Raw genomic sequence first — 23,861 nt, 5'->3', positions numbered from 1 at the left:
AACATTACTCCTCCGATGGATTTGGAACTAACGACACCTGTATGGCAAACTCACCCTCATCCGATGTGAACGGTATAACAATCGTCGGCGTCCCTTTGGGCGATGCAATGGTGTGGTTTTTTCCTATAACCACATTTGGGACGGATATTTTCAACTTTACGCCCTTGTCAGAGAAGATCTTTTTGGCTCTGCCGGCTATCATGTTCGTTAACTCACCAATAGCATCCGCTGTATCATTATCTATACCAAGCACCTCTTCACCTGTAAAATTACTGACAACCTTTATAGCTGTCTTCTTTGGGAAAGAAAGCGCTATGGAGCCTATGGCCTCACCCGTGATACCTATTATACCACTGACATCGTATTCCACGGTGCTGTCCTTCTTTAAGGCTAATTGACCCCTCTTTGGTGAAATCATGGCCACCGTTTCCAATATCTCCTCGGTTGCCTCGATAAAGGGATTTATCCATTCAACACTTAACTTAGCCGCCATACCTTAAGCTCCTTTCTCTTATATATGTTTCAACACAGCCTGAGTAAACTCCTCGGCTATGAACTTCGTGCAGAAATCATCAACACCGACCTCTTTGGCCTTCTGCAGGTTGGCATTACCAGATAGCGATGTATTCATGATTACGGGAATCTTTCTAAACCTGTCATCCTCCTTGACCAACTTGGTAAACCTATAACCGTCCATGTTGGGCATCTCCACATCGGTTATGATTATATCAACAGCCTCCTCTATATTCCCGTTTGTCTCATCATAAAGCTTGTTAAGCGTATCCCACGCTTCCTGGCCGTCCTTAACCTCAATGATCCTTTCGGCCAGAGGCTCCACGGCCGCCTTGATGATCTTCCTTGCTGTGGCTGAGTCGTCTGCAATGAGTATCTTAACCTTCTTTTGCTTATCCTTTGCACCCTCCAATGCCGTATCCCTGATCCTCTTAATATCGTCCTCTGAGAATATACCAAGCTCTTCGCAGATGCTCTCAAAGTCGAGTATAATCATAACATGTTCCTCATCCAGGTTGATGGTTCCTACGATCTTATTGCCGTATTGATGAATCAATACCTCGCTTGGTGGCTTAACGAATCTCCACGATACACGCCTGATCCTTTTTGCGTCATGGACGATGAAACCCACCGTTATATTGTTAAAGATCGTTATTATAACCTTCCTTGTCTTTATATCCGGTGGCTCATTAATACCCAACCACTTGGCCAAGCTGACTATCGGTATGACCTCACCCCTTAAGTTATAGATGCCTTCAATTAAGGAATCCTTCGTGGGTATCTTTATAAGGTTGGGGTATTTTATTATCTCCTTCACCTTTGCTATGTTTATGCCGTATATACCCTCATAGATCTTGCCGTCCTCTTTAAGCTCATACATCCTGAAGTCGACAAGCTCCATCTGGTTGGTGCCGACTTGTAAAATATCTATTTTATCCTCGTTCTTTTTATCAGCCATTTTCTACCTCCGCAGGATTGTTTGAAGATGAAGATTTAGAATAGAGACTTCCACCCTCATTCAAAAGCTCCTCTATGTTTAGAAGTGTAATGATCTTCTTTGGCATCTTTCCCACGCCCTTTACATACTTCTCTATGTTGGGGGGTATATTGGGCGGTGTGGGCTCTATGTTCTTCTTCTCCACATAGTAAACCTTCTCTATCTTATCCACAACAAATCCCACATTGTATTCATCGTGGGATATTATTATGATTCTGGTATCGGCGTTGATGGGTTTAACCTTAAAACCGAACTTAATCCTCAAATCCACTATAGGGATAATCTTACCCCTCAAATTGATCACACCAAGCACAAACGGCCTGGTATTTGGCACAAATGTGTAATCAACGGGCTTTATAATCTCCTCAACATCCAGAATGTCAACGCCAAAGAGCTCCTTATTCAAAAGGAAGCCCACCACCTGCTCATATTCATCCTTCATTATAATGGCATTGGATTTTTGACTCTTCTTTACTATCTCTTCCTCTAAATCCTCATTCAAAGCCAGGCTTTTATCGAATAGATCAACCTCTTTTGCACTCATTTATCCCCCCTTCAAGTCACAAGTATATTCTTTTTAGAGGCAGCCTCAATGGCCGCATCCAATTCCTCACCCGTAAACGGAGCAAACACAAGCTTGTTAATCTTGGCCTCCTTTAGCTTCTCTTTATCGAATGTCCCATCGGTGGAGATGCCTATGATCGGCGTTGTCTTATAGGCCGGCATCCTCCTTAGGGTCTTTGCTAAATTATAGCCGTCATTTATGTATATGCCCAGATCAACCATTATTAGATCGGCTATGTTCTCACAGGCTAAATCCAGAGCCTCTTTGTCGGAATAGGCGAATACAACATCGTATCCCCTCTCCTTTAGATACTTCTTAAGCTCTTGAGTCATATCGCATTCCCTTGCTGCAACAAGCACAACCGGCTTGTCCTTTTCATACAGCTCAATCAAATGATCCTCGATATTTGTTGTTATTATGGAGGCCTCGTTTACCACATTGGCCACATCAAGGATCAATGTCACAGATCCATCGCCCATTATCGTTGCACCAGAGATACCCTTGATGTTGGTTAGATAATTACCCAAAGATTTAATAACTATCTCTTCCCTTCCTATAAGCTCATCCACTATCAGGCCTATCCTCTTTTCAGCCACGGCAACCACAACAACATATATTTCCCTGCCATCGAGTGTGCGTTTGTTATCACCTATGCCGAGTGTATCACCCAAATACACAAGCGGTATTATGTTATCCCTGAGTCTTAAGACATCCTTATTCTCAACCTTGTCTATATCATCCTTGGATATTCTGACCGTCTCAACAACACTGACAAGCGGAACGGCAAAGAATTCCTTGGCCACCTTAACAAGCAGTGCCTGGATGATTGCAAGCGTCAACGGAATCTTGAGGATTATTGTTGTGCCCTTACCGATCTCGGATTTAACCTCTATAATACCGTTGAGTTTTTCCACATTGGTCTTAACAACATCCATACCCACACCACGGCCGGAGATGTTTGTCACCTGAGCTGCTGTGGAAAAGCCCGGCTTGAATATCAAGGCGTATGCCTCCTCCTTGCTCATCTGCCTGGCTTCTGTCTCGGTTATAAGACCCTTCTCAAGCGCCTTCTGCTTGAGCTTTTCAGGATCCATGCCCCTTCCGTCGTCCGTGGTCTCAATAACGATGTAATTGCCCTCGTGGTATGCAGAAAGTATTACCGTCCCTTTTGGCGGTTTACCGAGTTTTTTCCTCTCCTCAGGTGGCTCGATACCGTGGTCTATGGCGTTCCTTACAATATGGACAAGCGGATCGTTTATCTCCTCAACAACGCTTTTGTCCAATTCGGTTTCTGCACCCTTTATTACAAGCTCAACCTCCTTGTTGAGCTCTCTGGCTATATCCCTGACAACGCGGGGGAACTTATTGAAAACCTTACCTATTTGAACCATCCTTGTCTTCATTACACCCATCTGCAGATCGGTCGTGACAAGCGTTATCTGGCTTGCCACCTCACTTAACTCCTCAACTATCTCATCGCCGCCAAACTTCTCCTCAGCCCTCTGTGTAACACTAACCAGCCTGTTTTTGCCCAAAACAAGCTCTCCAACAAGATTCATCAAATCATCGAGCCTTTCAACATCAACCCTTATGGTCTGCTCGATAACAGGCTTGGTCTTCTTGCTTGCAAGGGCTGTTGTCTTCTTCTGTTGCTGCTGCGGCTTGGGTTGCTCTTTGGCTTGCGTTTCCTCTTTTTGTTTTGACTCCTCTTCAGCAGGCTGTTGTTTCTTTTGCATCCTCCTCTTTTTATCTTCTTCCATCCTCCAGGCCAAAAGCCTTTCTATCTCGGCATCTATATCGTCCTTGCTCTTTGATTCCTTCTTCTCCTCTTCGGGGTTTATACCCTCTTCCTCTATCATCTCCTGCTCTTGGGCCTTTATAAGCTCCTCTTCGCTCAACTCCTCCTCTGCCTTTTCCTCTTTCGGCTCCTCCTTGGCTTCCTGTTTGGCTTCACCTTCAGACTGCGTATAGTTATCATCCAAGAATTTGGCCAGCTGCGATATGTTGTCCTCTATATCTATAGCCTCTGGATCCTCGCCGTTTTTGATGGCCTCAATAATCATCTTGGCCTTATCAACACCGGCCAAGATTGCATCCATCATCTCTGTATTGAGTCTAATTTCAAACTTCCTGAGCCTATTTAGGACATCCTCCAGCTTATGCGTTAGCTCTGTTAGCTTTTCAAAACCCAAAAAGCTGGCAGACCCCTTTATCGTATGGAAGGCCCTGAATATCTTATTGAGCAGATCCTCATCGTCGCTTTCATTCTCAAGCCTTACTAAATCCTCATCTAACTCCTCCAACAGCTCGTCTGCCTCAACCAAGAAGTCCTGTATTATCTCCTGCATCTCCTCCATATTCTCACTCATTTGCTGCCCTCCCCTTCATTATTTTCTCTATTACTAAAGTAATCCAACAATCTATTCACAACCTCTGCCAACTTATCCAGCTCCTCTGTGCCTGAAGGCTTCAGTCTCCTTGAATAATCACCCTTTAGTATAGCTTCAACGGCGTTGGCCGTTTCATTTATCGGCACCGTTATGCGCCTGCTGATAAAGAACGCAAGAACTATAGTCGATAGTATCATTATAACGCTAAACAAACCAAATAAGGCGAGCGTGTATATGGTCTTTGAGGCTATATCCTTCGATAGATCCTGTATAGGCTTGTAAAATATCTCGGTAGGTAAAGTCAAACCAAGCCCCCAGCCGTATTTCTCCACATAGGTATAACCCACAAACTTATCCACCCCTCTAAATACATACCTTGCAACGCCGGTTTCGCCCTTCAGGATCTTATCCTTCACCACCTCGGCCAACAGCTTGCCGTTTTTTGGATCGGTCAAATCCACATGGTCTGTAAGGGTAATCAGCGGATGTTGTTTTGATGGCGGATCGTAAATCAAAACACCCTCTCTGTTTATAACCCACAAATACTTCTGGGAATACGGGTAAAGCTGGGCCGTCCTGATGAGTGAATACATATCATACGGCTTGTAATCAAACACTATGTAAATGGGCTTCTTTTTACTATCCCTGCCAAAATACACAAAGGAAAAAGACACGCTCTCGTCCTTGTTTATGTGGAAATCTATATATTTAATCCTGTTTACAGCCTCAGATTTTGCAAGCTTGCTTACATACCTTTTAAGCACATCCACACACTCGAAAGTGGGGTATCTATCCAACAGCTTACCATTTGAGTCAAATATGGCTATCACTCGCATATCCAACACATTGTTCATCTCGCTAAAAACGCTCTGAAGCAGCTCAGGAAGCTGGTGTTTATTTGAGGTTATCTCCTTTTCCACCGCCTCGCCAAACATATACGAGATGCTCTCTTTGGCATCCATAGCATCCTTCAATATCTTCGCATAGGAGACGACCTCTCTTTCTAAATTCTCATCGGCATTTTCCTTAAATACATTCTCCGTCTTCTTAAGGGCATACTTCTTCAGTGCCATGATGGTGAAGATAGAACTCATGCTAAATATGAAAAGTGTTATCAACACAAGGGTTGTGGTATATACAACAACCTTGGTCGAAAGCCTCTTAATCATACAGCCTCTTTATCCTTATGTCGTCCCTCTTTTCCATCGGTATGGTTATACTGACACTGGTGCCTTCGCCCTTCTTGGACTCAATGAGCAGCTCCCCGTGATAACCCTCTATAAGGAACTTGGCCAGGGAAAGGCCAATGCCCATATTCGACGGCTTTGTGGAATAAAACGGAATGGTTGTCAACGGCAACTCCTCCTCTTCAATCCCCTTGCCGTTATCCTTTACAACCACAAATGCGTTCTTGCCCTCTTTAAATACCCTTATCTCTATCTGCGGGTTATCCATGCCCTCTGTCGCATCTATGGCGTTTTTCACAATCTCCTCAATCACAAAGCTCAAATGCATACGATTGGCATACACACATACACTCTTTAGGCTATCCCTTGATACATATACGCCCCTGTCTGCATACTTTTTAGCAATCTCATCGGCAAGATCCACCAAGTTGATTCTCTCTAAGCTTACGGGAAACGAGTTGCTCACAACCTCTATGTTAGCTATTATACTAATAATTCTATAGAGGCTTTTTTCAACCACCTCTATATACTTTATCAGCTTCTCATCACCCTCTTGCGATAGTTTTGCCCTTATCCTTGACAACATGCCACCAGCCGACATGATCGGGTTTCTTATGGAATGGGCTATGCCCTGGCTCATGTATTTCAACACCTTGGCATAGCTGGAGTCGCTTATGGTTGAAACCCTCTTCTCCATCGGGCTTAGGTCAAATATCTCAAAGACAAACGCATCCTCATACACAAACACATTGAGCCAGCAGAAAATCAGATCGCCGTCTTTGTCAATAAAACGCATAAAGTTGGAGTAGGGTTTGCCTTTCTTGGCCAAGCTCAACACATTGTCTAAGAATATCTCCCTATCGTCATCCTTCAGTATGCTGCTAATACTATCGCCCTCTTTTAAGCCAAACTTCTCCTGGGCCGACCTATTTAGAGTCAATACAACCCCGTCTGAATTAAATACAACTATACCGTCATTTAATTTATCTATGAAATCCTTTACTAAAGAGTTCATAAACCCCTTTTACTCACCCCAAAATAAAAAACTCTTAAACTGATAAATTTTACTAAAAATAAAACTATCCGTCAAAAACTCTTCTGAATATGTCATCCATCCTTCTAATATAATAGTTGGGGTCGAAACACTCCTCTATCTGGCTTCTACTTAAATATTTGTTAATAAACTCATCGTTAAGCACCAGCTGTTTAAAATCACGCTCGTTCTCCCAGGAGTCCATAGCGTTCTTCTGAACAGCCTCATAGGCATCAATCTTGTCAGCACCAGCCTCAACAAGCTTAAGCATCAACCTCTGGGAATATATAACCCCCCTTGTCAGATTGAGGTTCTTCATCATGTTGTCCTTATAAACGGTAAGATTGGAAAGGACATTGTTCAGCCTGTGCAACATAAAATCGATGGCGATATTGGAATCGGGCAGGATGATCCTTTCATTGGATGAATGGCTTATGTCCCTCTCATGCCATAAGGCAACATTTTCAAGCGCCGCAATGGAGTTTGATTTTACAAGCCTTGCCAAACCGCACAAATTCTCACTCAAAACAGGGTTTCTCTTGTGCGGCATGGACGATGAGCCCTTCTGACCCTTGTGGAAGAACTCCTCTGCCTCCCTCACCTCTGTCCTCTGATAGTGCCTGATCTGGGTTGCAATCTTCTCAATGGTCGAAGCTATGATGGCAAGGGTCGTCATGTATTGCGCATACCTATCACGCTGAATAATCTGGCTGGATATCGGTGCGGGCTTTAGACCCAACTTCTTACAGGCATACTCTTCCACCTCTATAGGCACATTGGCAAATGTCCCCATTGAACCAGAGATCTTCCCGTAAGAGATAATCTCCTTTGCCTCCTCCATGCGCTTTAGGTTTCTCTTCATCTCGGCATACCAGAGTGCCAGGACAAAACCAAAACTGATGGGCTCACCGTGAATGCCGTGTGATCTGCCAATCATCAGCGTATCCTTAAACTCAAACGCCCTCTTTTTCAGCGTATCCATAACCATCCTTATGTCTTCTATAATAATCTGAGCCGAACGCTTCAAGGCCAATGCCATCGCTGTGTCAATTGTGTCAGAACTCGTTATACCAAAGTGCAAATAATCGCCCTCATTACCCAAGCTCTCCTTGACATTCTCCAAGAATGCCACCACATCGTGGCGTGTTGTCCTTTCTATTTCCTCTATCCTCTTTATATCGAACCTGGCGTTCTGCCTGATCTTGTCGGCTGTGCCTTTAGGGATCTCGCCAATGCTTTCCCAACCCTCGCAAACGGCGATCTCGACCTCAAGCCAGCGTGAGAACTTGGCCTCTTCCGTCCACAACTGACCCATCTCTTTTCGGGTATACCTTTCAATCATCCCACCACCTCTAAAATATATTCTTCTGCATTGCAACTATTGCTTATCTGATACTCTATGGATTTATCCTTAAAGTCTGCATACCTTTTAAACTGATCAATCACACCCGGTGTGGCCTTAAGCCTAAACCGCGTTTTGTTGGAGTATTTAATCTTCTGATAAATCTCAGAACATATAAATGTCGTGCTCTTTATAAGCCCGCCGTTATAACAGTCGGGGCACTTCTCAAACATCTCATCAAATATATCTGTATTGTTCTTTCTCCTTGATATCTCAACCACACCCAACTCGCTCATCTTGCTTACATAGGTTTTTCTTTTATCCTCCTTTGCAAGCCTGCAGAGCACCTCTTCTATCTTCTTTTTATACTCGGGATTGTTCATATCTATAAAGTCCACAACTATCAACCCGCCCAAATCCCTTAAGTTTATCTGCTTGAATATCTCATAGGCAGCCTCAAGATTAACCTTAAATATAGCCTCATCCGCATTGTAATCCCTGTAATGATAGCTGCCCGCATTGACATCTATAGCAAAAAACGCCTCGGTCTTTTCGATAATTATATAACCGCCGCTTCTTAGGTGCACCACATTATCCTGAAGCTGTTTGATGTCCTTATCTATTCCGTAATACTCAAACAACGGCCTGTTCTTATCAAACAGGATCAATTTATTCTTGCAGGCGTTATACATCTCCCTTAAGTATGACTCTGTTTTATGGTAGGTCTCCTCATCGTCAAATATGATCTCATCGGTATCATCATCGCAATACTCCCTTATCACCTTAAGGGGCAGCTGCGGCTCCTCATACAACAGAGCCGGCGCCCTGGATGAGGCAAAACTCTCATCTATGCGCTTTGCAAGCCTCTTCAGATAATTCGCCTCAGACCTAAGCTCATCTATAGAGGCAAACCTCGAGGCAGTTCTTGCTATAAATCCTATTCCTTCCTCCTTCAACTCAGAAAGCATCTCCCTCAACTGTTTATTCTTCTGCCTGTCTGTAATGTGTTTGGACACACCAACAAAATCCGTACCCTTAAGCAGAACAAGGTAATTGCCCGGGATGGTGATATTCAGGCTCACCTTTGGGCCTTTGCTGGAGGCTATGGGCTTTAGAACCTGAACCATAACCTCCTGATTCTCTTCTATCTTGATCCCCAGCGATTTTATGGATTCAACACAAGCCGTATCTAAACACAAAAAGGCGTTCTTGTCCAGGCCTATATTGACAAATGCCGCACCCAGTTGAGGGGCTATATTCTCAATGACACCCTTGTATATGTTGCCGATGATGGAAGAGGCGGATTTATCTTTCCTCTTCATAACAAAAACCGTCAATCTATTACCCTCAACCTTTGCCGCCCTCAAAACAAACGGGTCGGATGAGATAAGAAGCCTCGTCATACCTTACTCCTCAATGCAACGGATAGTAAAACACCCACAGAAAAGAACGCCGTTAATGTTGAACTGCCACCATAACTAAAAAACACCAACGGTATACCCACAACAGGCAAAAGACCAAGTGTCATGCCTATGTTGAAAACCACCGAGATCCACAAATATGTAATTATACCCACACAAACCAATCTATCAAAGTCATTATCCGCAGCCCTTGCAATGGAAAACGCCCTGTAAAGCAAAACAAAGTAAAGCCCCAAGATAACCATGCAGCCAACAAATCCCCACTGCTCTGAGAACACAGAGAATATGAAATCGGTGTGGCTTTCTGGCAGAAAGCTCAACTGGGTCTGTGTGGCGTTATGCAACCCCTTACCCCAAAGACCACCAGAACCCACGGCAATCTCCGATTGTATGGTGTTGTATCCATAGGTGGTCGGAGCACTGTATGGATCCAAAAAGCCCATAATTCTATCCTTCTGATACGGTTTAAGCTTACTCCATGCAAAGGGCATAAACACCAAAGCAACCAATATACCCTTCAACACCAAAGACCTATTAACACCGCTTGCCAAAATCATGCTCAAGGCAATAACAAACACCGCTATGGCAGTGCCCAAATCCGGCTGCTTAATTATAAGCAAAACGGGCAAAAGAACAACTCCCAAGGGATAGGCAAGCTCTTTTATAGAATACGGCTGAGTCTTCGGATTTTCATCAAAATAGGCCGCCAGCATAAATATAACCGCAATCTTAACAAACTCAGACGGCTGTATATGTATAAACGATACGGCTATCCACCGCCTCGCCCCGTGGCTTAAGATACCCTTAACAAACACAAAGATCAACATAGCCATAACAAGCAGATAGAACAACCAGGCGTTTCTCTTTATATGCCTTGTATCCAGATTGGCACTGATAAGCATCACAACTATGCCTATGGATACCCACAAAATCTGCCTTTTTGCAAATAGAACCCCGTTTGTGGTGGATGAAATGGTGATTATGCCCACAGCGGAAATAGCGATGACAATAAAGAATAGAAAATAATCGAAGTATTTTAACTTCTTTCTGTCTATCTGAAACATTACTTCTTAAGCTTCTCGCCTATAATGGTGAAGGAGATAACCGTTAGAAAAATAACCATGCCCGGGAAAAAACTCATCCACCAGGCAACCTCTATTACATCCTTACCCTCAGACAGAATACTTCCCCAGCTTGCAGTCGGCGGCTGCACACCTAAACCCAAGAAACTCAAAGCCGATTCTGCAAGTATGGCAGAACCCACACCCAGCGTCGCATAGACAACAACAGGCGATAAACAGTTTGGTATTATATGCCTAAAGAGTATGTATATATCGCTTTTGTTTAACAGTTTAGCCGCCTGCACATAGCCCAACTCCCTTATCTTTAAACTTTCAGCCCTTACTATCCTGGCTATACCCATCCAGCCGGTCAGGCCTATAACAACCATAACATTGAATATACTCGGCCCAAGAACCACCACCACAGCCAATATCAAAAAGAAAACGGGGAATGTAAGCATAACATCCACAAATCGCATCATTAAAGCATCCACCCAGCCGCCAAAATAACCGCTTACAGCTCCGTAAATCACACCTATCGATGTTGAAATACCAACGGCGATAAAGGAGACCTCCATCGATATCCTTGAAGCGTAAACCACCCTTGAGAACACATCCCTGCCAAGCCTATCCGTGCCGAACAGATGGTGTATGTTAGGGGGCTTAAGTATGTTGTTCGGGTCTATCTCATAGGGGCTATACGGAGCAATATGAGAGGCAAATACGGCAAGGATCACCACAAGTCCTATATAAGATAAAGACAACCAGAACAAAGCATCCCTTTTCACAGGTAAAAACTATCAAAAGCATACCCTTTTTTCAAGCCAACTGGATAATTTCATTTTGCCCTTTTTTGTTCCTGTATATTGAAATTCCTTTAACCATATTCAGAAAACCGAGAAAAAAAGTAAAATTTTTTATATCAAAAAATATGCGATTATGGGCTTTGGGTAAAAAAAGAAAATTTTTTTGCAATTTTTTTGACGATTTTACTTGACTTCTGTGTTCTTTTTATTAAACTTACCTGCCGAGTGTGGGGGTGGTAGCCTTCCTGCAAGAAGAACCCGCAAGGGTTCGCACATCTCTTCAATTTCCTCTCTTTTTGCCCTCCAATGTGTCCGCTCAAATTAAGACCCGCTTCGCAAGAGAGGCCCACACTCCTTTTTTTATTTGTATTGCCATATAACCTTTGATAACATTTAAGGACAAACTCTTAAGGAGGCGAGGTATGTCTGAGGCTGTAAGCTTAAGCAGATTTATCTTGGAGGAGCAGAGAAAATACCCCGAAGCCGTTGGTGACTTTACCCTGATTTTGGAGCAGATTGCCTTTGCCGCTAAAATAATCTCAAGAGAGGTAAACAAGGCCGGCCTGGTGAATATCCTGGGCAGTATTGAAAGCAAAAATGTGCACGGTGAGACGCAACAGAAATTGGATGTATATTCAAACGAGCAGATGGTAAAGGCCTTAGACCCAACGGGTAAGGTTTGCGCAATGGCATCTGAGGAGATAGAGGAGATGCTGCCTGTCAGCGATAAGAGCCTGGAGGGCAAATACGCCGTTGTCTTTGATCCGCTTGATGGCTCAAGCAATATCGATGTAAATGTAAGCATAGGTACAATATTCGGTATATATAAGCGCTTAGAGGATGAGGACTGTGAAAAATCGCTGCTTCAGTGCGGTAAGAACCTCGTCTGTTCAGGCTATGTTATTTACGGTTCAAGCACTATGTTTGTCTATACAACCGGACAGGGCGTAAACGGCTTTACACTTGACCCAAGTATAGGTGAGTTTCTGCTTTCACACCCAAATATAAAGATACCCGAATACGGCAAGATTTACAGCATCAACGAATCGAACTACTTTAGATGGCCAAAGGGCATTCAAGAGTATGTAAACTTCATAAAGCAACACCCAGACAGGCAATACACGCTCAGATGGATAGGCTCACTCGTTGCCGATTTTCACAGAAACCTCCTAAAGGGCGGTGTATTTTTATATCCTGAGGACTCAAAGAACAAAAACGGCAAACTCAGGCTGGTTTATGAGGCAAACCCAATGGCCTTTATCATAGAAAACGCAGGCGGAATGGCAACAGACGGCAAACAGAGAATCTTAGACATTAAACCCCAGAGCCTGCATCAAAGGGTGCCATTGATCATCGGCTCAAAATACGAGGTCGAAAAGTATTTAGAGTTTAAGGAAAAATACGGCTAATGAACATAGTAATAGCCGGTGCTGGTGGGGTTGGTTTCCACATAGCAAAGCATTTAAGCGAGGAGAAAAAGGATGTATCCATCATAGAAAAGGATGTTGATAAGGCCAACTTTGCCAGTGAGAGGTTGGATTGCCTTGTCGTTCAAGGTGAGGCAACCGATGTCAATGTGTTAAAAGAAGCAGGCTGCGACAAAGCAGACATGTTCATAGCCGTCACCGATTCGGATGAGGTCAACATGGTTTCCTGCTTTGTGGCAGCCAACAACTTCAATATAGAGAAGAAAATAGTCAGGCTCAGGAACATTCAATACACCCAGAGCTTCTCATCATTCAAAAACATAGGCATAGATTTTGTCATAAATCCAGAGATTGAGGCGGCAAAAACCATTATCAACACGGTAAACTTAGGTGCATCGACCGATGTTATAACATTCGACATAGACATACAGATGAGGGGCATACACATTGACGAGGAATCACCCTTCAGAAACAAAACCATCTCAGAGATCAAGGCCAAAATCAACAGAAACTTCATAATATCGGCCATAAAGAGGGAAGAAGGTCAGCTTATAATACCCAGCGGTTTTGATAGGGTAAAGGAAGGGGATTATCTCTATGTTGTGGCAAAAAGCGACACGATAAACGACATAGTTGAACTTGCAGGCAAAACCAAAATCAGAATAAGGGATATAGCCATATTCGGTGCGGGCAACATAGGCTTAACCATAGCCAAGGGGCTTTCTGGCAGAAAAAGAAACATAAAATTGATAGATAAGGATTATGAACGGTGCAAGAAGGTGGCAAGCATCTGTAAAAAAGCCACGGTAATCCACGGTGATGCAGACGATGCAGAACTGTTTGAAGAGGAAAACATAGGGGAATTCGATGTGGTTATAACCGCAACGGATAATGAGGAGGTAAACCTGCTATCGGCCATATATGCAAAAAACCTCGGGGTCAAGCGATCGATAGCATTGGCCGATAAGGCAAATTACATAGCCATGTCCAACAAACTCAACATAGACATAGTAATAAGCCCGAAGCTTGCCACGGTAAACAGCATCTTACGATTTATAAGGAAAGGCAAGATTGTGGGGGTCTATTCGATATTTGGTGGCGAGGCTGAGGCGCTTGAATTCATCGTCTCTCCCAACTCAAGGATAAAAAACAGGGCATTGAAGGATCTCGACCTGCCCAAGGGCAGCCTGATAGTGGCAATAAACAGGCAAAACAAAAACATCATACCAGACGGAAGCTTCGTAATTAAGGAGAATGACAGGGCTGTTATATTTACCAAGAAGGAGCATATTCCGCAGATAGAACAGATAATATAGATGAAACTTAAGCTCATTGGCAGATTCATAAGCATACTGTTGATTATCACCGCTCTTTTTCTAATTGTGCCTTTGGCTTTCTCGTTTTATTACAAAGACGGCGCAAGCACCGGGTTTATCATTACCATACTGCTTAATGTGTCCGTTGGGCTGTTTGGATTTGTTCTAACAAGAAACCCACCCAGGAGTCTATCAAGAAAAGAGGGCTTTATACTGGTCGTATTAAGCTGGGTTGTGGTGTCTATATTTGGGAGCATCCCCTATGTAATCATAGGCAATCTAAGCTTTACGGATGCATTCTTTGAAACCATGTCCGGCTTTACAACGACCGGGGCCTCGATACTAAAAGATATCGAAGCCATGCCCAAATCCCTTCTATTCTGGCGCTCCTTGACGCACTGGCTTGGCGGAATGGGTATAGTCGTTTTAGCCGTTGCCATACTGCCCATGCTGGGCATTGGAGGAATAAAACTCATAAAGGCCGAAGCCCCAGGCCCAAGTGTGGAGAAGATCTCGCCACGCATAACAGAAACAGCCAAATACCTCTGGTTTGCATACATATTGCTTAGCGGCATAGAGACAATCCTTCTTCTCATCGGCGGCATGGATCTTTTTGATGCACTAACCCACACATTTGGCACAATGGCCACAGGCGGCTTCTCACCCAAAAACAGCTCTGTTGCCTATTTTCACTCCGCTTATATAGATTGGGTCATAACCCTGTTTATGTTCATAGCTGGAGCAAACTTCTCCATACACTTCAAGGTCATAACCGGCAGGTTTTCTTCTTTAAAGGATGAGGAGTTTTTGGCCTATTCGGCTATAGTTATTATAGCAATACTCCTGGTCAGCTTAGATAATCTGGCTACATACAAAGATTTCTTAAACTCCTTAAGGTTTAGTGCCTTTCAGGTTGTATCAATCATAACAACAACCGGTTATGCCACAGCCGACTATGAGAAGTGGCACTCGCTCTCTAAAGTCATACTGTTCATTTTGATGTTCATTGGCGGATGTGCAGGCTCAACGGGTGGAAGCATTAAAGTTATAAGGATTTACACGCTCCTAAAACAGGCAGTAAACGAGCTAAAATACAACATCCATCCAAAGGGTGTATTCAGTCTAACCATAAACGGTCAAACAATCAGGAAAAACATAGTCTATTCAATAGCCGGATTCTTTTTCTTATACATAGCCACATTCTTTGTTGTCGCCTTATTGGTTTCGGTATTTGGCGTTGATCTTCTAACCTCTCTTTCAGCCTCGGCTGCAACATTGGGTAATATTGGCCCGGGCTTTGGTGGCATTGGCCCAACCGATAACTATGCCTGGTTGCCAAGCCCGGCCAAGTGGGTTCTGAGTTTTGCAATGCTATCTGGCAGGTTGGAGATATATACCGTTTTTGTTTTGTTCACCCCGGCATTCTGGAAGAAGTGATCAATCCTCTTTCTTATCCCTCATCAGCGGAAAGAGTATAACATCCCTTATCGAGCTATTGCCCGTCAGGAGCATAACAAGCCTATCTATGCCTATGCCCTCACCCGCTGTTGGAGGCAATCCATACTCAAGCGCCCTGATGTAATCCTCATCATACATAGAGGCCTCCTCATCACCCCTCTTTCTCTCCTCAAGCTGATTCAAAAACCTCTCCCTCTGGTCAAACGGATCGTTCAGCTCACTAAAGGCATTTGCTATCTCCATCGCACCTATATAAAGCTCAAACCTATCGGTAATATTCGGATTATCCCTGTTTCTCTTTGCAAGCGGACTTATCGCCACGGGGTATCCAACAACAAATGTCGGGTTTATGAGTTTAGGCTCAACAAGGGCATCGAATATCTCAGCCAATATCTTTTCATGGCTAAAGCTCTCATCCACCTTCTTTTCAAGCTTCAGCGCATACTCCAATGCCTTTTTCTTGTCGTTTAATATATCATCGCCCACACCGGCTATCTCTTTAAGACCCTCATAAAAATCGAGTCTCCTCCAGGGGCGAGAGAAGTCTATCGTGTTGCCATCAAACTCCACCTTTTTATCCTCTATACCCAGGCTGTTTAAGACATGTTCAAACAACTCCTCTGTGAAATCCATCAAGAAGTTGTAATCCTTGTATGCAATATAAAACTCCATCATTGTAAACTCTGGATTGTGCTTTAGATCCATACCCTCGTTCCTGAAGTTCCTGTTTATCTCGAATATGCGCTCAAGGCCACCGACAACCAGCCTCTTGAGGTAAAGCTCCGGTGCAATCCTAAGATATAGCGTCATATCGAGGGCATTGAGGTGCGTTATAAACGGTTTTGCCGCTGCACCTGTAACGAGTTTGTGCAGCATAGGGGTCTCAACCTCAATAAACCTGTTCTTTATCATAAATTCCCTGATGGCGCTTATGATCTTAGCCCGCTTTATTACGGTCTGCTTCGTCTGATCATTTACTATAAGATCCAAATATCTCTGCCTGTATCTAAGCTCTTTATCCTTCAGACCGTGCCACTTCTCTGGCAGTGGCCTTAGGGATTTTGTAAGCATAACGATCTTTTGTGCCTTAACCGTCAATTCGCCGGTTTTTGTCTTAAATAGCACACCCTCAACGCCTATGATGTCTCCTATATCGAGCTTTTTGTAAAGCTTAAAGTCATCCTCAGATAGGCTCTTCTTCTCGGCATAAACCTGTATGATGCCTGTGAAATCCTTAAGCTTTAAGAAGCCGGCCTTACCAAAGCTGCGGTAAGCCATGATCCTGCCTGCAACCCTAACCTGCTTATTCAGCCCTTCAAGCTCATCCTTATCCTTATCGTCAAACTCATCGTGCAGATCAGAAGCAAAGCTGTCGGGCTCAAACCCGTTAAAATACGGATCAATGCCTTCTTCCTTTAGTTGATTCAGCTTTTCTATCCTTCTTGCTATAAGCTTATTCTCAGCCTCTTGAATATTAACCTTATCACTCATAACCTCTTCAACGCCTCCCTTATAAACTCATCTATTTCTCCGTTTAAAACCGCCAAAGCGGCAACATCCTTTTTTTCAACGCCTGTTCTGTGATCCTTGACCATCTTATACGGATGCAAAACATAGGAGCGTATTTGACTGCCCCACTCTATCTTTTTCTTTTCACCCTCCAACCTTTCAAGCTCTTTTTTCTTCTTCTCCTGTTCTAATTGATATAGCTTAGCCTTAAGAATTTTCAAGGCAAACGCCTTGTTTTTATGCTGACTCCTCTCATTCTGACAGCTTACCACAATGCCCGTGGGTATGTGAGTTATCCTGATGGCAGAATCGGTCTTATTAACATGCTGACCGCCAGCCCCCGATGCCCTGAATGTATCTATCTTCAAATCCTTTGGGTCTATCTCTATCTCCGTATCGTCTTCTATCTCAGGCAGAACAGAAACAGAGGCAAAGCTGGTGTGCCTGCGCTTGTTGGCATCAAACGGCGAAATCCTGACAAGCCTGTGGACACCGTTTTCGTTCTTCAAATATCCATAAGCCTTCTCACCATTCACAAGAAAGGTGATGGATTTATAGCCCGCCTCATCGCCCGGCTGCAGATCCATTATCTCTATCTCATAGCCGTTATTATCACACCACATAGAATACATCCTGAACAACATAGAAACCCAATCGCACGATTCGGTTCCGCCTGCACCTGAATGTATCGTTACTATAGCATTGCTAAAATCATGCTCACCGCTTAAGAAGGTTTCGGTTTCTGCCTTTTCAACCCTCTCCTTCAAATCCTTTAGGTTGTTCTCCAACTCCCTTTTGTATTCCTCATCATCCTCAATAAAATCACTCAACTCCAATAGCGTATTAACATCGTCTTCTAATTCCTTTATCATCTTTAGCTTCTGTTCTATGGAACTCTGCTTTCTCTTTAGGCTCTGCAGAAGCTCATAGTTATTCCAGACAGAGCTATCCTCAAGTTGCTTCTGTATCTCTTTTAACTCCTCTTCCCTCTTTGGAGGGTCAAAGATACTCCTTTATCTTGTTTATTTTATCGGCAAGCTGAACGATCTCATCTTTCATCTTGCGCACCTCCTCACAGTTCAAATAGCTTCTTCAATATCTGTTTGGCGTTTTTTATATCCCTGTCGTCTAAACGGCTCATCTTCTTCTTTATATCCTTTCTATTCAGGGTAGCTATCTTGGATAGTCTAACATAGCTTTCCCTCAGAAGCCCCTTCTTTTGCCAATTGCTTATGTAAAGGTCGGTCTCAATATCCCTTTTCTGCGATGTAATCTTGCAGACTATGACATCCTCATCCCCTATATCAACAAGCACCATGGCAGGCCGCATAACGGCGTTATTCATATTGGTAAACGGGAAGCCTATGATAACAATATCACCGAAGGAGTATCTCGTCATTTAAACAGTCTTCTTCTTGCTCCTTATCGTAAAAGAACCTGTTATACACGATAACATCCCAGCAGTTGTTATCCTCGTTTATGACGATCTCAGCCCCACCACCGAGTTGTTTTAGCTTATAAACAAAGGCCTCCTTCTCCTGTTGAGTTCCGCAAAAATGAAACCCAATCTTACACTCTATACTCTTTTTCATGGCACCCCTTTTTAAGGCTTAACGCCCGTGTGTATGAAGGAGACTCCAAAGGTTAAGGCAAAATAGTCAACATCAACAAAACCCACCCTCTCCATCATACCCTTTAAGAACTCAACATCGGGAAACCGCCTGATAGAATTGGGCAAATAGGTGTAGGCATCTGGATTGCCCGAGATTATTTTACCCAAAAAAGGCATAACAGTAAAGGAGTAAAACTCATACAGCTTGCCAAAAACCCTATTGGTCGGCGTATTAAACTCCAATATAACCAGCCTGCCCCCGCTTTTTAGAACCCTTTTAAACTCAAACAGGGCAGACACCCTATCAACCACATTCCTTATGCCAAAGGCTATGATAGCCCCATCGAAGGTATTATCCTTAAAAGGTAGATGCTCTGCAGGTGCACATACAAGCTCTATATTCCTGTTTTTGGTCTTCTTTTTCCCGACCTTTAGCATATTTAGGCTCAAATCCACCCCAACAACCCTTGAATCCTTCTTGTCTTTTGTAATCTGAATAGCAACATCGCCTGTGCCTGTGGCAACATCCAAAAACAGGCTACCCTCAAGCAACGAGACGGCCTTTTTGCGCCACATCTTATCTATGTTAAAGCTCAACAGGTGGTTTAAGAGGTCGTAGGTGGGTGCTATGGACGAAAACATGGAGGCAATCTCTCTGTTCTTCGCACTTAACATGTTAGAGTTTCTAACAAAAATAACAAAACAAAGCAAGAAAAATAGCAATCCTTCAAAAAAAATAGTATAAAAAAACAAGAACTAACGGGGAGGTATGGGTATGCAAACAAGCATTCCGGTTTTGCTTTATCACCACATAAATTACGATGACGATGTGCTTTCGATACCACCCGAGCTGTTTGAGGAACACTTGAAGTTTTTAAAAAGCGAGGGGTATGAGGGTATTACAAAGGAGCAACTCGGCCAGTATTTGATTGACGGAAAGAAGAGCTGGAAGGATAAGGCCGTTTTGATAACCTTTGATGACGGGTATCTGGATACATGGGTGTACGCCTATCCCTTACTTAAAAAATACGGCTTTCAGGCTATGGCCTTTATCGTTACATGGACAATCGAGGAGGATGAGTATTGCGGCTTCAACCTTGAGGATTACTGGAACGGTAAGATAAAAAAGGAAAACATCCCAAACTGCTCATCGACCTATTCTATAGAGCATGGATACAAGATAAAAACTGTGAGGAGGCTATGCTGGGAAGAGGTAAGGGAGATGGAGCGAAGCGGCATCATAGACATACAGCCCCACAGCAAAACCCATAGAAAGATATACGCCTCAGACAACATTATAGACTTCAACCATCCAAGGGATAGGCTATCGGCCTGGACAATGATAAGGGGCGATGAACGCTTTGGAACGCCGGATTTTGAAAGAAAACCCGAGCTTGCCGCCAGGGAGTTTACCGCCGATGAGGAATTAAGAAACAGATTATACAAGCATGTCATAGACAACGGGTTTATAAGGTTCTTCAAAAAACCATCATGGAGGGATGAACTTTTTAAGATTGTCGAGGATTACAAAAAGGAAAAGGGGAGTGAAAAAATAGGAGAGTTTGAATCAGAAGAAGAACAAAGAAGAAGAATAAAGACTGAGCTTGAGGTGGCAAAGGGTGAAGTTGGGTATGAGGTAAGGAAGATCTGCGAGGCATTCTCGTGGCCCTGGGGGGCATACACGCCACTGTCGTTGGAGATAGCCAAAGAGGTGGGCTTTAAATACCTATTCACAACAAAACGGGGGTCAAACTCACCAGGCGATTCACCCCTTGAGATCAAGCGTTTCGGTGTATGGAAGAAGGATTTAGACTGGTTCAAATCACGGGTAAGGCTGTATTCAAACAAGCTCCTATCGAAGGCCTACGGGGCGGTTTATAGGAAGATATGAGAATACTCCATGTGGATACGCAAAGGGGGTTTAGAGGCGGTGAGCAGCAGTTGTTGTGGCTTGCCGTTGGATTAAAAAATAGGGGCATTGAAACGGCGGTTGCATGTATAGAGGATGAGCTTTACTCAAGGTGTTTAGAAAACGGCATAAAAACAATTAAACTTAGCAGAAACAGGCTTAAAAACATCTTAGAGGTTGCAAGGATAGGCAAAAATTTTGACATCATACATGCCCATGCCTCACATGCCCATACAATCTGCGCATTCTCAAAAGTACACAACAAAAAGCCCCTGATCTACACGCGCCGTGTCGATTACAAACCCAAAAAAGACCCAATCACAAAATTCAAATACAGAAACACGGATAAAATCGCCTGTGTTGCTCGATATGTCTGTGAGGTCTTAAGACACACAATAGGCATTGAAGAATTTGAAGTGATACACTCTGCAACAAACCCACTGTTGGAAGAAAGCGTTGATTTAGAAAAGGTTGAATCTATTAAAGGACAGTTTAAACACTCAACAATCATAGGAACGGCAACGGCATTGACGGAGCAAAAAAACATACCCAATCTTATAAGTGCAGCCGAGATCATCTTAAGAAAGCGCAAGGATATTGTGTTTCTGGTTTTGGGTGAGGGGCACTTAAGGGAAAAGCTTGAAGGCTTGGTAAAAAGGAAGGGTTTAGAGAACAGATTTAGGTTTATGGGCTTTAAAAAGGACATAGAGAATTACATAAAGGCGTTTGATCTGTTTGTATTGCCATCCGACTATGAGGGTTTAAGCGGGGCGGTCTTGAATGCCATGCTGTTAAAAGTGCCTGTTGTATCAACGGATGCGGGTGGCTTGAGCGAGGCTGTGTTTAATAGGGAAACAGGGATTCTGGTTGAAAGAAACAGGCCTGAAGATCTGGCAGAAGCTATAGAAATCGTGCTTGACGATAGGGATTTGGGAGAAAAAATCATAGAGAACGCATATAAATTGGTCAAAGAAAATTTTTCCGTTGATAAAATGGTTGAAAAATATGTAGAATTGTATGAGCAGTTGATGGAGGTAAAGCGATGAACTTTCCAACAGTAAGACCAAGAAGGTTGAGGAGAAATCAAATAATAAGGGATATGGTGGCAGAAACCACACTATCCATCGACGATTTTGTCTATCCCATATTCGTAATCGAGGGCAAAGACATCAAAAACCCCGTCAAATCGATGCCGGGCATATATCAATTGTCCTTAGAACATGCGATTGAGGAGGCAAAAGAAGTATTTAACTTGGGAATAAGGTCAATAATCCTCTTTGGTATACCAGAGAAAAAGGATGAGATGGGCAGTGAGGCCTACGCAGAGGATGGCATCATCGCAAGGGCAATACAAAAGATAAAATCCAACTTACCCGAGCTAATCGTTATAGCCGATGCCTGCCTGTGTGAGTACACATCCCACGGCCACTGTGGTGTTTTAGACAAAAACGGCAATGTGCTGAACCATGCGACACTTGAGCTATTGAAAAAAGAGGCCTATGTTTACGCCAAGATGGGTGCAGATATCATAGCGCCAAGCGGCATGATGGACGGCATGGTCAAAGCAATACGGAAATCGCTGGACGAAAACGGTTTTGAGGATGTAGCAATTATGTCGTACTCTGCGAAATACTCATCGAACTTTTATGGACCTTTTAGGGATGCGGCAGAGTCTGCACCCGCCTTTGGTGATAGAAAGTCTTACCAGATGGACTTTAGAAATGCAAACGAGGCAATTAAGGAGATGATGCTTGATATAGAGGAAGGCGCCGACTTTTTGATGGTCAAACCGGCTTTAGCGTATTTGGATGTGATCAGAATGGCAAAAGATCAGTTCCCTTATATACCCCTTGCTGCCTACAATGTGAGTGGTGAGTATTCGATGGTAAAGGCAGCCAGTCAAATGGGCTGGATCGATGAAAGGGCCATAATGGTCGAAATACTAACGGCGATTAAAAGAGCCGGCGCAGACATCATAATCACATACTTTGCAAAAGACATAGCAAAGATACTCGGAGGTTAACAATGAAGAGAATACTGGTTTGTGATGACAGCTCTTTCATACAGAAAATGGTCAAAAGGGAACTCGAAAGCTCATTTGAGGTTATGATCTTCTCAGACGGTGAGGAGGCATACAGACACCTTAAAGAGGATCCAAACTTCGATTTTGCAATAATAGACGGTGAGATGCCGAATATGGACGGCTGGGAGCTAATCAAAAAGATAAAAGGCGAATTAGGGCTCATAGATCTGCCTGTGGTTATGCTTACAGCCAGCGATGGGGACTATTTTAAGAATCAGGCATTCGATCTTGGAGCCTTCGATTACCTAAAAAAACCGTTTAAACAGGGTGAGCTTTACGATTACATAAAGGTATTTTTCAAATCCGACGGATTCTCCACAGGAAGGGTTTTGGTGGTTGAGGATTCGAAGCTTCAGAATAAAACCATATCCCATCAGCTAAAGGAAAAGAGCATACTGCCCATAAGCGCATACAGCGGTGAGGAGGCCTTAAGGCTTTTGCTTGAAGGGGTTAAGGTTGACACGATACTGTTGGACATCAATCTGCCCGGGGCAAGCGGGTTTGAGGTGGCCAAAGCCCTAAAAGACGATTCGAGGTTTAGCTGGATCCCCATAATAGGCATCACGGCAACAAAGGGAGAAGAAGGCATAGAAACAATGAAAAAGGCATTCGAGAGCGGGGTTGACGATTTCCTTACAAAACCATACTCGATGGTGGAGTTCTATGCAAGAATCAAGGCCAACATACACAGGGGAAAACTCGTTGAGCAGCTGAAAGAGGAAGCCGAGCTGGATTTTCTAACAAAGCTGTATAACCGCAGGCTGATGTTTAGATTCCTAAAACACCACATAGAGTTAAGCAGGAGAAACAACGAAGAGCTATCGTTTTTAATGATAGACATAGACAAATTTAAAGTGGTTAACGACACCTATGGACACCAGACAGGCGACGAGGTTTTAAAGGAACTTGCCAATATCATAAGGGCAAACATCAGGAAAACCGATATTGCCTGCAGGTTTGGCGGGGAGGAATTTTCCGTTCTCCTGATAGATACATCCCTAAAGGATGCCTGCGGTGTGGCAGAAAAGATAAGAGAGGCAACAGAAAAGACAACAATAGACATAGAGGGCAGTCAAATACGCATAACCATCTCGATAGGCGTTTCATCGTTAAAGGAGAAAGATGATATAAATAGCCTCATAAAGAGGGCCGATGATGCCCTGTATAAGGCCAAAGAGGCAGGCCGAAACAGAAGCTTTTTTAGTGATGGTTCCATTTCGGCCTGCTAAGGG

Annotated in this window: 22 protein-coding genes; 7 read left to right on the top strand and 15 right to left on the bottom strand. The window is 43.5% G+C overall.

Annotated features, from left to right (window positions below; all coding sequences use genetic code 11):
* Positions 1-4: 4 nt before the first annotated feature.
* The 10 genes from D891_RS0102710 to D891_RS0102665 form a co-directional block, all read right to left on the bottom strand.
* On the bottom strand, positions 5-493 hold the full coding sequence (locus D891_RS0102710; RefSeq protein ID WP_025209499.1) for a chemotaxis protein CheX: 489 nt from the start codon (positions 491-493) through the stop codon (positions 5-7).
* 18 nt (positions 494-511) lie between these two features.
* Positions 512-1,471, bottom strand: a complete 960-nt coding sequence (locus D891_RS0102705; RefSeq protein ID WP_025209498.1) for a chemotaxis protein — start codon at positions 1,469-1,471, stop codon at positions 512-514.
* On the bottom strand, positions 1,464-2,054 hold the full coding sequence (locus D891_RS0102700) for a chemotaxis protein CheW (RefSeq protein WP_025209497.1): 591 nt from the start codon (positions 2,052-2,054) through the stop codon (positions 1,464-1,466). Before D891_RS0102700 ends, D891_RS0102705 begins: the two co-directional genes overlap by 8 nt.
* 11 nt (positions 2,055-2,065) lie before the next feature.
* The gene (locus D891_RS0102695; protein ID WP_029951935.1) at positions 2,066-4,444 is read right to left on the bottom strand and encodes a hybrid sensor histidine kinase/response regulator; all 2,379 of its coding nucleotides are present in this window, start codon (positions 4,442-4,444) and stop codon (positions 2,066-2,068) included.
* A complete protein-coding gene (locus D891_RS0102690; protein ID WP_025209495.1) occupies positions 4,441-5,634 on the bottom strand; it encodes a PDC sensor domain-containing protein in 1,194 nt (397 codons plus the stop codon). Before D891_RS0102690 ends, D891_RS0102695 begins: the two co-directional genes overlap by 4 nt.
* The gene (locus D891_RS0102685) at positions 5,627-6,667 is read right to left on the bottom strand and encodes a sensor histidine kinase (RefSeq protein ID WP_025209494.1); all 1,041 of its coding nucleotides are present in this window, start codon (positions 6,665-6,667) and stop codon (positions 5,627-5,629) included. The genes D891_RS0102690 and D891_RS0102685 overlap by 8 nt, the downstream gene beginning before the upstream one ends.
* A 64-nt stretch (positions 6,668-6,731) precedes the next feature.
* Positions 6,732-8,027 carry an adenylosuccinate lyase gene (gene purB / locus D891_RS0102680; protein ID WP_025209493.1) on the bottom strand — a complete coding sequence of 432 codons (1,296 nt, stop codon included), beginning with the start codon at positions 8,025-8,027 and terminating at the stop codon, positions 6,732-6,734.
* A complete protein-coding gene (locus D891_RS0102675; RefSeq protein ID WP_025209492.1) occupies positions 8,024-9,430 on the bottom strand; it encodes an Rne/Rng family ribonuclease in 1,407 nt (468 codons plus the stop codon). The genes purB and D891_RS0102675 overlap by 4 nt, the downstream gene beginning before the upstream one ends.
* A complete protein-coding gene (gene rodA, locus D891_RS0102670) occupies positions 9,427-10,512 on the bottom strand; it encodes a rod shape-determining protein RodA (RefSeq protein WP_029951933.1) in 1,086 nt (361 codons plus the stop codon). The genes D891_RS0102675 and rodA overlap by 4 nt, the downstream gene beginning before the upstream one ends.
* A complete protein-coding gene (locus tag D891_RS0102665) occupies positions 10,512-11,297 on the bottom strand; it encodes an ABC transporter permease (protein WP_025209490.1) in 786 nt (261 codons plus the stop codon). The genes rodA and D891_RS0102665 overlap by 1 nt, the downstream gene beginning before the upstream one ends.
* Positions 11,298-11,737: 440 nt before the next feature.
* Here D891_RS0102665 and fbp point away from each other — a divergent pair, with 440 nt between their 5' ends.
* The 3 genes from fbp to D891_RS0102650 are packed head-to-tail and all read left to right on the top strand — an operon-like array spanning position 11,738 to position 15,495.
* Entirely contained in the window at positions 11,738-12,724 is a 987-nt protein-coding gene (gene fbp / locus D891_RS0102660; RefSeq protein ID WP_025209489.1) for a class 1 fructose-bisphosphatase, read from the top strand.
* Positions 12,724-14,058 carry a Trk system potassium transporter TrkA gene (trkA, locus tag D891_RS0102655; protein WP_025209488.1) on the top strand — a complete coding sequence of 445 codons (1,335 nt, stop codon included), beginning with the start codon at positions 12,724-12,726 and terminating at the stop codon, positions 14,056-14,058. The genes fbp and trkA overlap by 1 nt, the downstream gene beginning before the upstream one ends.
* Entirely contained in the window at positions 14,059-15,495 is a 1,437-nt protein-coding gene (locus D891_RS0102650; RefSeq protein WP_025209487.1) for a TrkH family potassium uptake protein, read from the top strand.
* On the opposite strand, the gene lysS is transcribed toward D891_RS0102650, so the two are convergent.
* The 5 genes from lysS to ubiE all read right to left on the bottom strand — a co-directional run bounded on the left by lysS (position 15,496) and on the right by ubiE (position 19,312).
* Complete coding sequence (gene lysS / locus D891_RS0102645) at positions 15,496-17,007, bottom strand: lysine--tRNA ligase (protein ID WP_029951932.1); 1,512 nt, start codon at positions 17,005-17,007, stop codon at positions 15,496-15,498.
* Positions 17,004-18,084, bottom strand: a protein-coding gene (gene prfB / locus D891_RS0102640; protein WP_198014773.1) for a peptide chain release factor 2 whose coding sequence is annotated in 2 segments (ribosomal slippage) — positions 17,004-18,026 and positions 18,028-18,084 — 1,080 coding nt in all. Because the reading frame shifts where the segments join, the coding sequence is not laid out codon by codon here. Before prfB ends, lysS begins: the two co-directional genes overlap by 4 nt.
* 13 nt (positions 18,085-18,097) lie before the next feature.
* The gene (locus D891_RS0102630) at positions 18,098-18,424 is read right to left on the bottom strand and encodes a type II toxin-antitoxin system PemK/MazF family toxin (RefSeq protein WP_025209484.1); all 327 of its coding nucleotides are present in this window, start codon (positions 18,422-18,424) and stop codon (positions 18,098-18,100) included.
* Positions 18,402-18,617, bottom strand: coding sequence for a hypothetical protein (locus D891_RS0102625; protein WP_025209483.1), 216 nt, complete (start codon positions 18,615-18,617; stop codon positions 18,402-18,404). The genes D891_RS0102630 and D891_RS0102625 overlap by 23 nt, the downstream gene beginning before the upstream one ends.
* Positions 18,618-18,628: 11 nt before the next feature.
* Positions 18,629-19,312, bottom strand: coding sequence for a bifunctional demethylmenaquinone methyltransferase/2-methoxy-6-polyprenyl-1,4-benzoquinol methylase UbiE (gene ubiE / locus D891_RS0102620; RefSeq protein ID WP_029951930.1), 684 nt, complete (start codon positions 19,310-19,312; stop codon positions 18,629-18,631).
* A gap of 100 nt (positions 19,313-19,412) precedes the next feature.
* Between ubiE and D891_RS0102615 the strand changes: the two genes are divergently transcribed.
* The 4 genes from D891_RS0102615 to D891_RS0102600 are packed head-to-tail and all read left to right on the top strand — an operon-like array spanning position 19,413 to position 23,858.
* The gene (locus tag D891_RS0102615; protein WP_025209481.1) at positions 19,413-20,528 is read left to right on the top strand and encodes a polysaccharide deacetylase family protein; all 1,116 of its coding nucleotides are present in this window, start codon (positions 19,413-19,415) and stop codon (positions 20,526-20,528) included.
* Positions 20,525-21,592, top strand: a complete 1,068-nt coding sequence (locus D891_RS0102610) for a glycosyltransferase (protein ID WP_025209480.1) — start codon at positions 20,525-20,527, stop codon at positions 21,590-21,592. The genes D891_RS0102615 and D891_RS0102610 overlap by 4 nt, the downstream gene beginning before the upstream one ends.
* On the top strand, positions 21,589-22,569 hold the full coding sequence (hemB, locus tag D891_RS0102605; RefSeq protein ID WP_025209479.1) for a porphobilinogen synthase: 981 nt from the start codon (positions 21,589-21,591) through the stop codon (positions 22,567-22,569). Before D891_RS0102610 ends, hemB begins: the two co-directional genes overlap by 4 nt.
* 2 nt (positions 22,570-22,571) lie before the next feature.
* Entirely contained in the window at positions 22,572-23,858 is a 1,287-nt protein-coding gene (locus tag D891_RS0102600; RefSeq protein ID WP_025209478.1) for a diguanylate cyclase, read from the top strand.
* Positions 23,859-23,861 lie beyond the last annotated feature (3 nt).

The organism is Hippea sp. KM1 (assembly GCF_000526195.1).
Classification (GTDB): Bacteria; Campylobacterota_A; Desulfurellia; order Desulfurellales; family Hippeaceae; genus Hippea.
The sequence above is the reverse complement of the archived record's forward strand: the minus strand, read 5'-3'. Positions and strand labels throughout refer to the sequence as shown.

Coding starts and splice junctions, on each gene's coding strand:
- D891_RS0102625 (WP_025209483.1), bottom strand. CDS start 18,617: ATGAAAAAGAGTATAGAGTGTAAGATTGGGTTTCATTTTTGCGGAACT.
- D891_RS0102690 (WP_025209495.1), bottom strand. CDS start 5,634: ATGATTAAGAGGCTTTCGACCAAGGTTGTTGTATATACCACAACCCTT.
- lysS (WP_029951932.1), bottom strand. CDS start 17,007: ATGAGTGATAAGGTTAATATTCAAGAGGCTGAGAATAAGCTTATAGCA.
- trkA (WP_025209488.1), top strand. CDS start 12,724: ATGAACATAGTAATAGCCGGTGCTGGTGGGGTTGGTTTCCACATAGCA.
- D891_RS0102695 (WP_029951935.1), bottom strand. CDS start 4,444: ATGAGTGAGAATATGGAGGAGATGCAGGAGATAATACAGGACTTCTTG.
- purB (WP_025209493.1), bottom strand. CDS start 8,027: ATGATTGAAAGGTATACCCGAAAAGAGATGGGTCAGTTGTGGACGGAA.
- D891_RS0102600 (WP_025209478.1), top strand. CDS start 22,572: ATGAAGAGAATACTGGTTTGTGATGACAGCTCTTTCATACAGAAAATG.
- D891_RS0102630 (WP_025209484.1), bottom strand. CDS start 18,424: ATGACGAGATACTCCTTCGGTGATATTGTTATCATAGGCTTCCCGTTT.
- fbp (WP_025209489.1), top strand. CDS start 11,738: ATGTCTGAGGCTGTAAGCTTAAGCAGATTTATCTTGGAGGAGCAGAGA.
- D891_RS0102700 (WP_025209497.1), bottom strand. CDS start 2,054: ATGAGTGCAAAAGAGGTTGATCTATTCGATAAAAGCCTGGCTTTGAAT.
- rodA (WP_029951933.1), bottom strand. CDS start 10,512: ATGTTTCAGATAGACAGAAAGAAGTTAAAATACTTCGATTATTTTCTA.
- D891_RS0102650 (WP_025209487.1), top strand. CDS start 14,059: ATGAAACTTAAGCTCATTGGCAGATTCATAAGCATACTGTTGATTATC.
- D891_RS0102710 (WP_025209499.1), bottom strand. CDS start 493: ATGGCGGCTAAGTTAAGTGTTGAATGGATAAATCCCTTTATCGAGGCA.
- D891_RS0102685 (WP_025209494.1), bottom strand. CDS start 6,667: ATGAACTCTTTAGTAAAGGATTTCATAGATAAATTAAATGACGGTATA.
- D891_RS0102705 (WP_025209498.1), bottom strand. CDS start 1,471: ATGGCTGATAAAAAGAACGAGGATAAAATAGATATTTTACAAGTCGGC.
- hemB (WP_025209479.1), top strand. CDS start 21,589: ATGAACTTTCCAACAGTAAGACCAAGAAGGTTGAGGAGAAATCAAATA.
- D891_RS0102675 (WP_025209492.1), bottom strand. CDS start 9,430: ATGACGAGGCTTCTTATCTCATCCGACCCGTTTGTTTTGAGGGCGGCA.
- ubiE (WP_029951930.1), bottom strand. CDS start 19,312: ATGTTAAGTGCGAAGAACAGAGAGATTGCCTCCATGTTTTCGTCCATA.
- D891_RS0102610 (WP_025209480.1), top strand. CDS start 20,525: ATGAGAATACTCCATGTGGATACGCAAAGGGGGTTTAGAGGCGGTGAG.
- D891_RS0102615 (WP_025209481.1), top strand. CDS start 19,413: ATGCAAACAAGCATTCCGGTTTTGCTTTATCACCACATAAATTACGAT.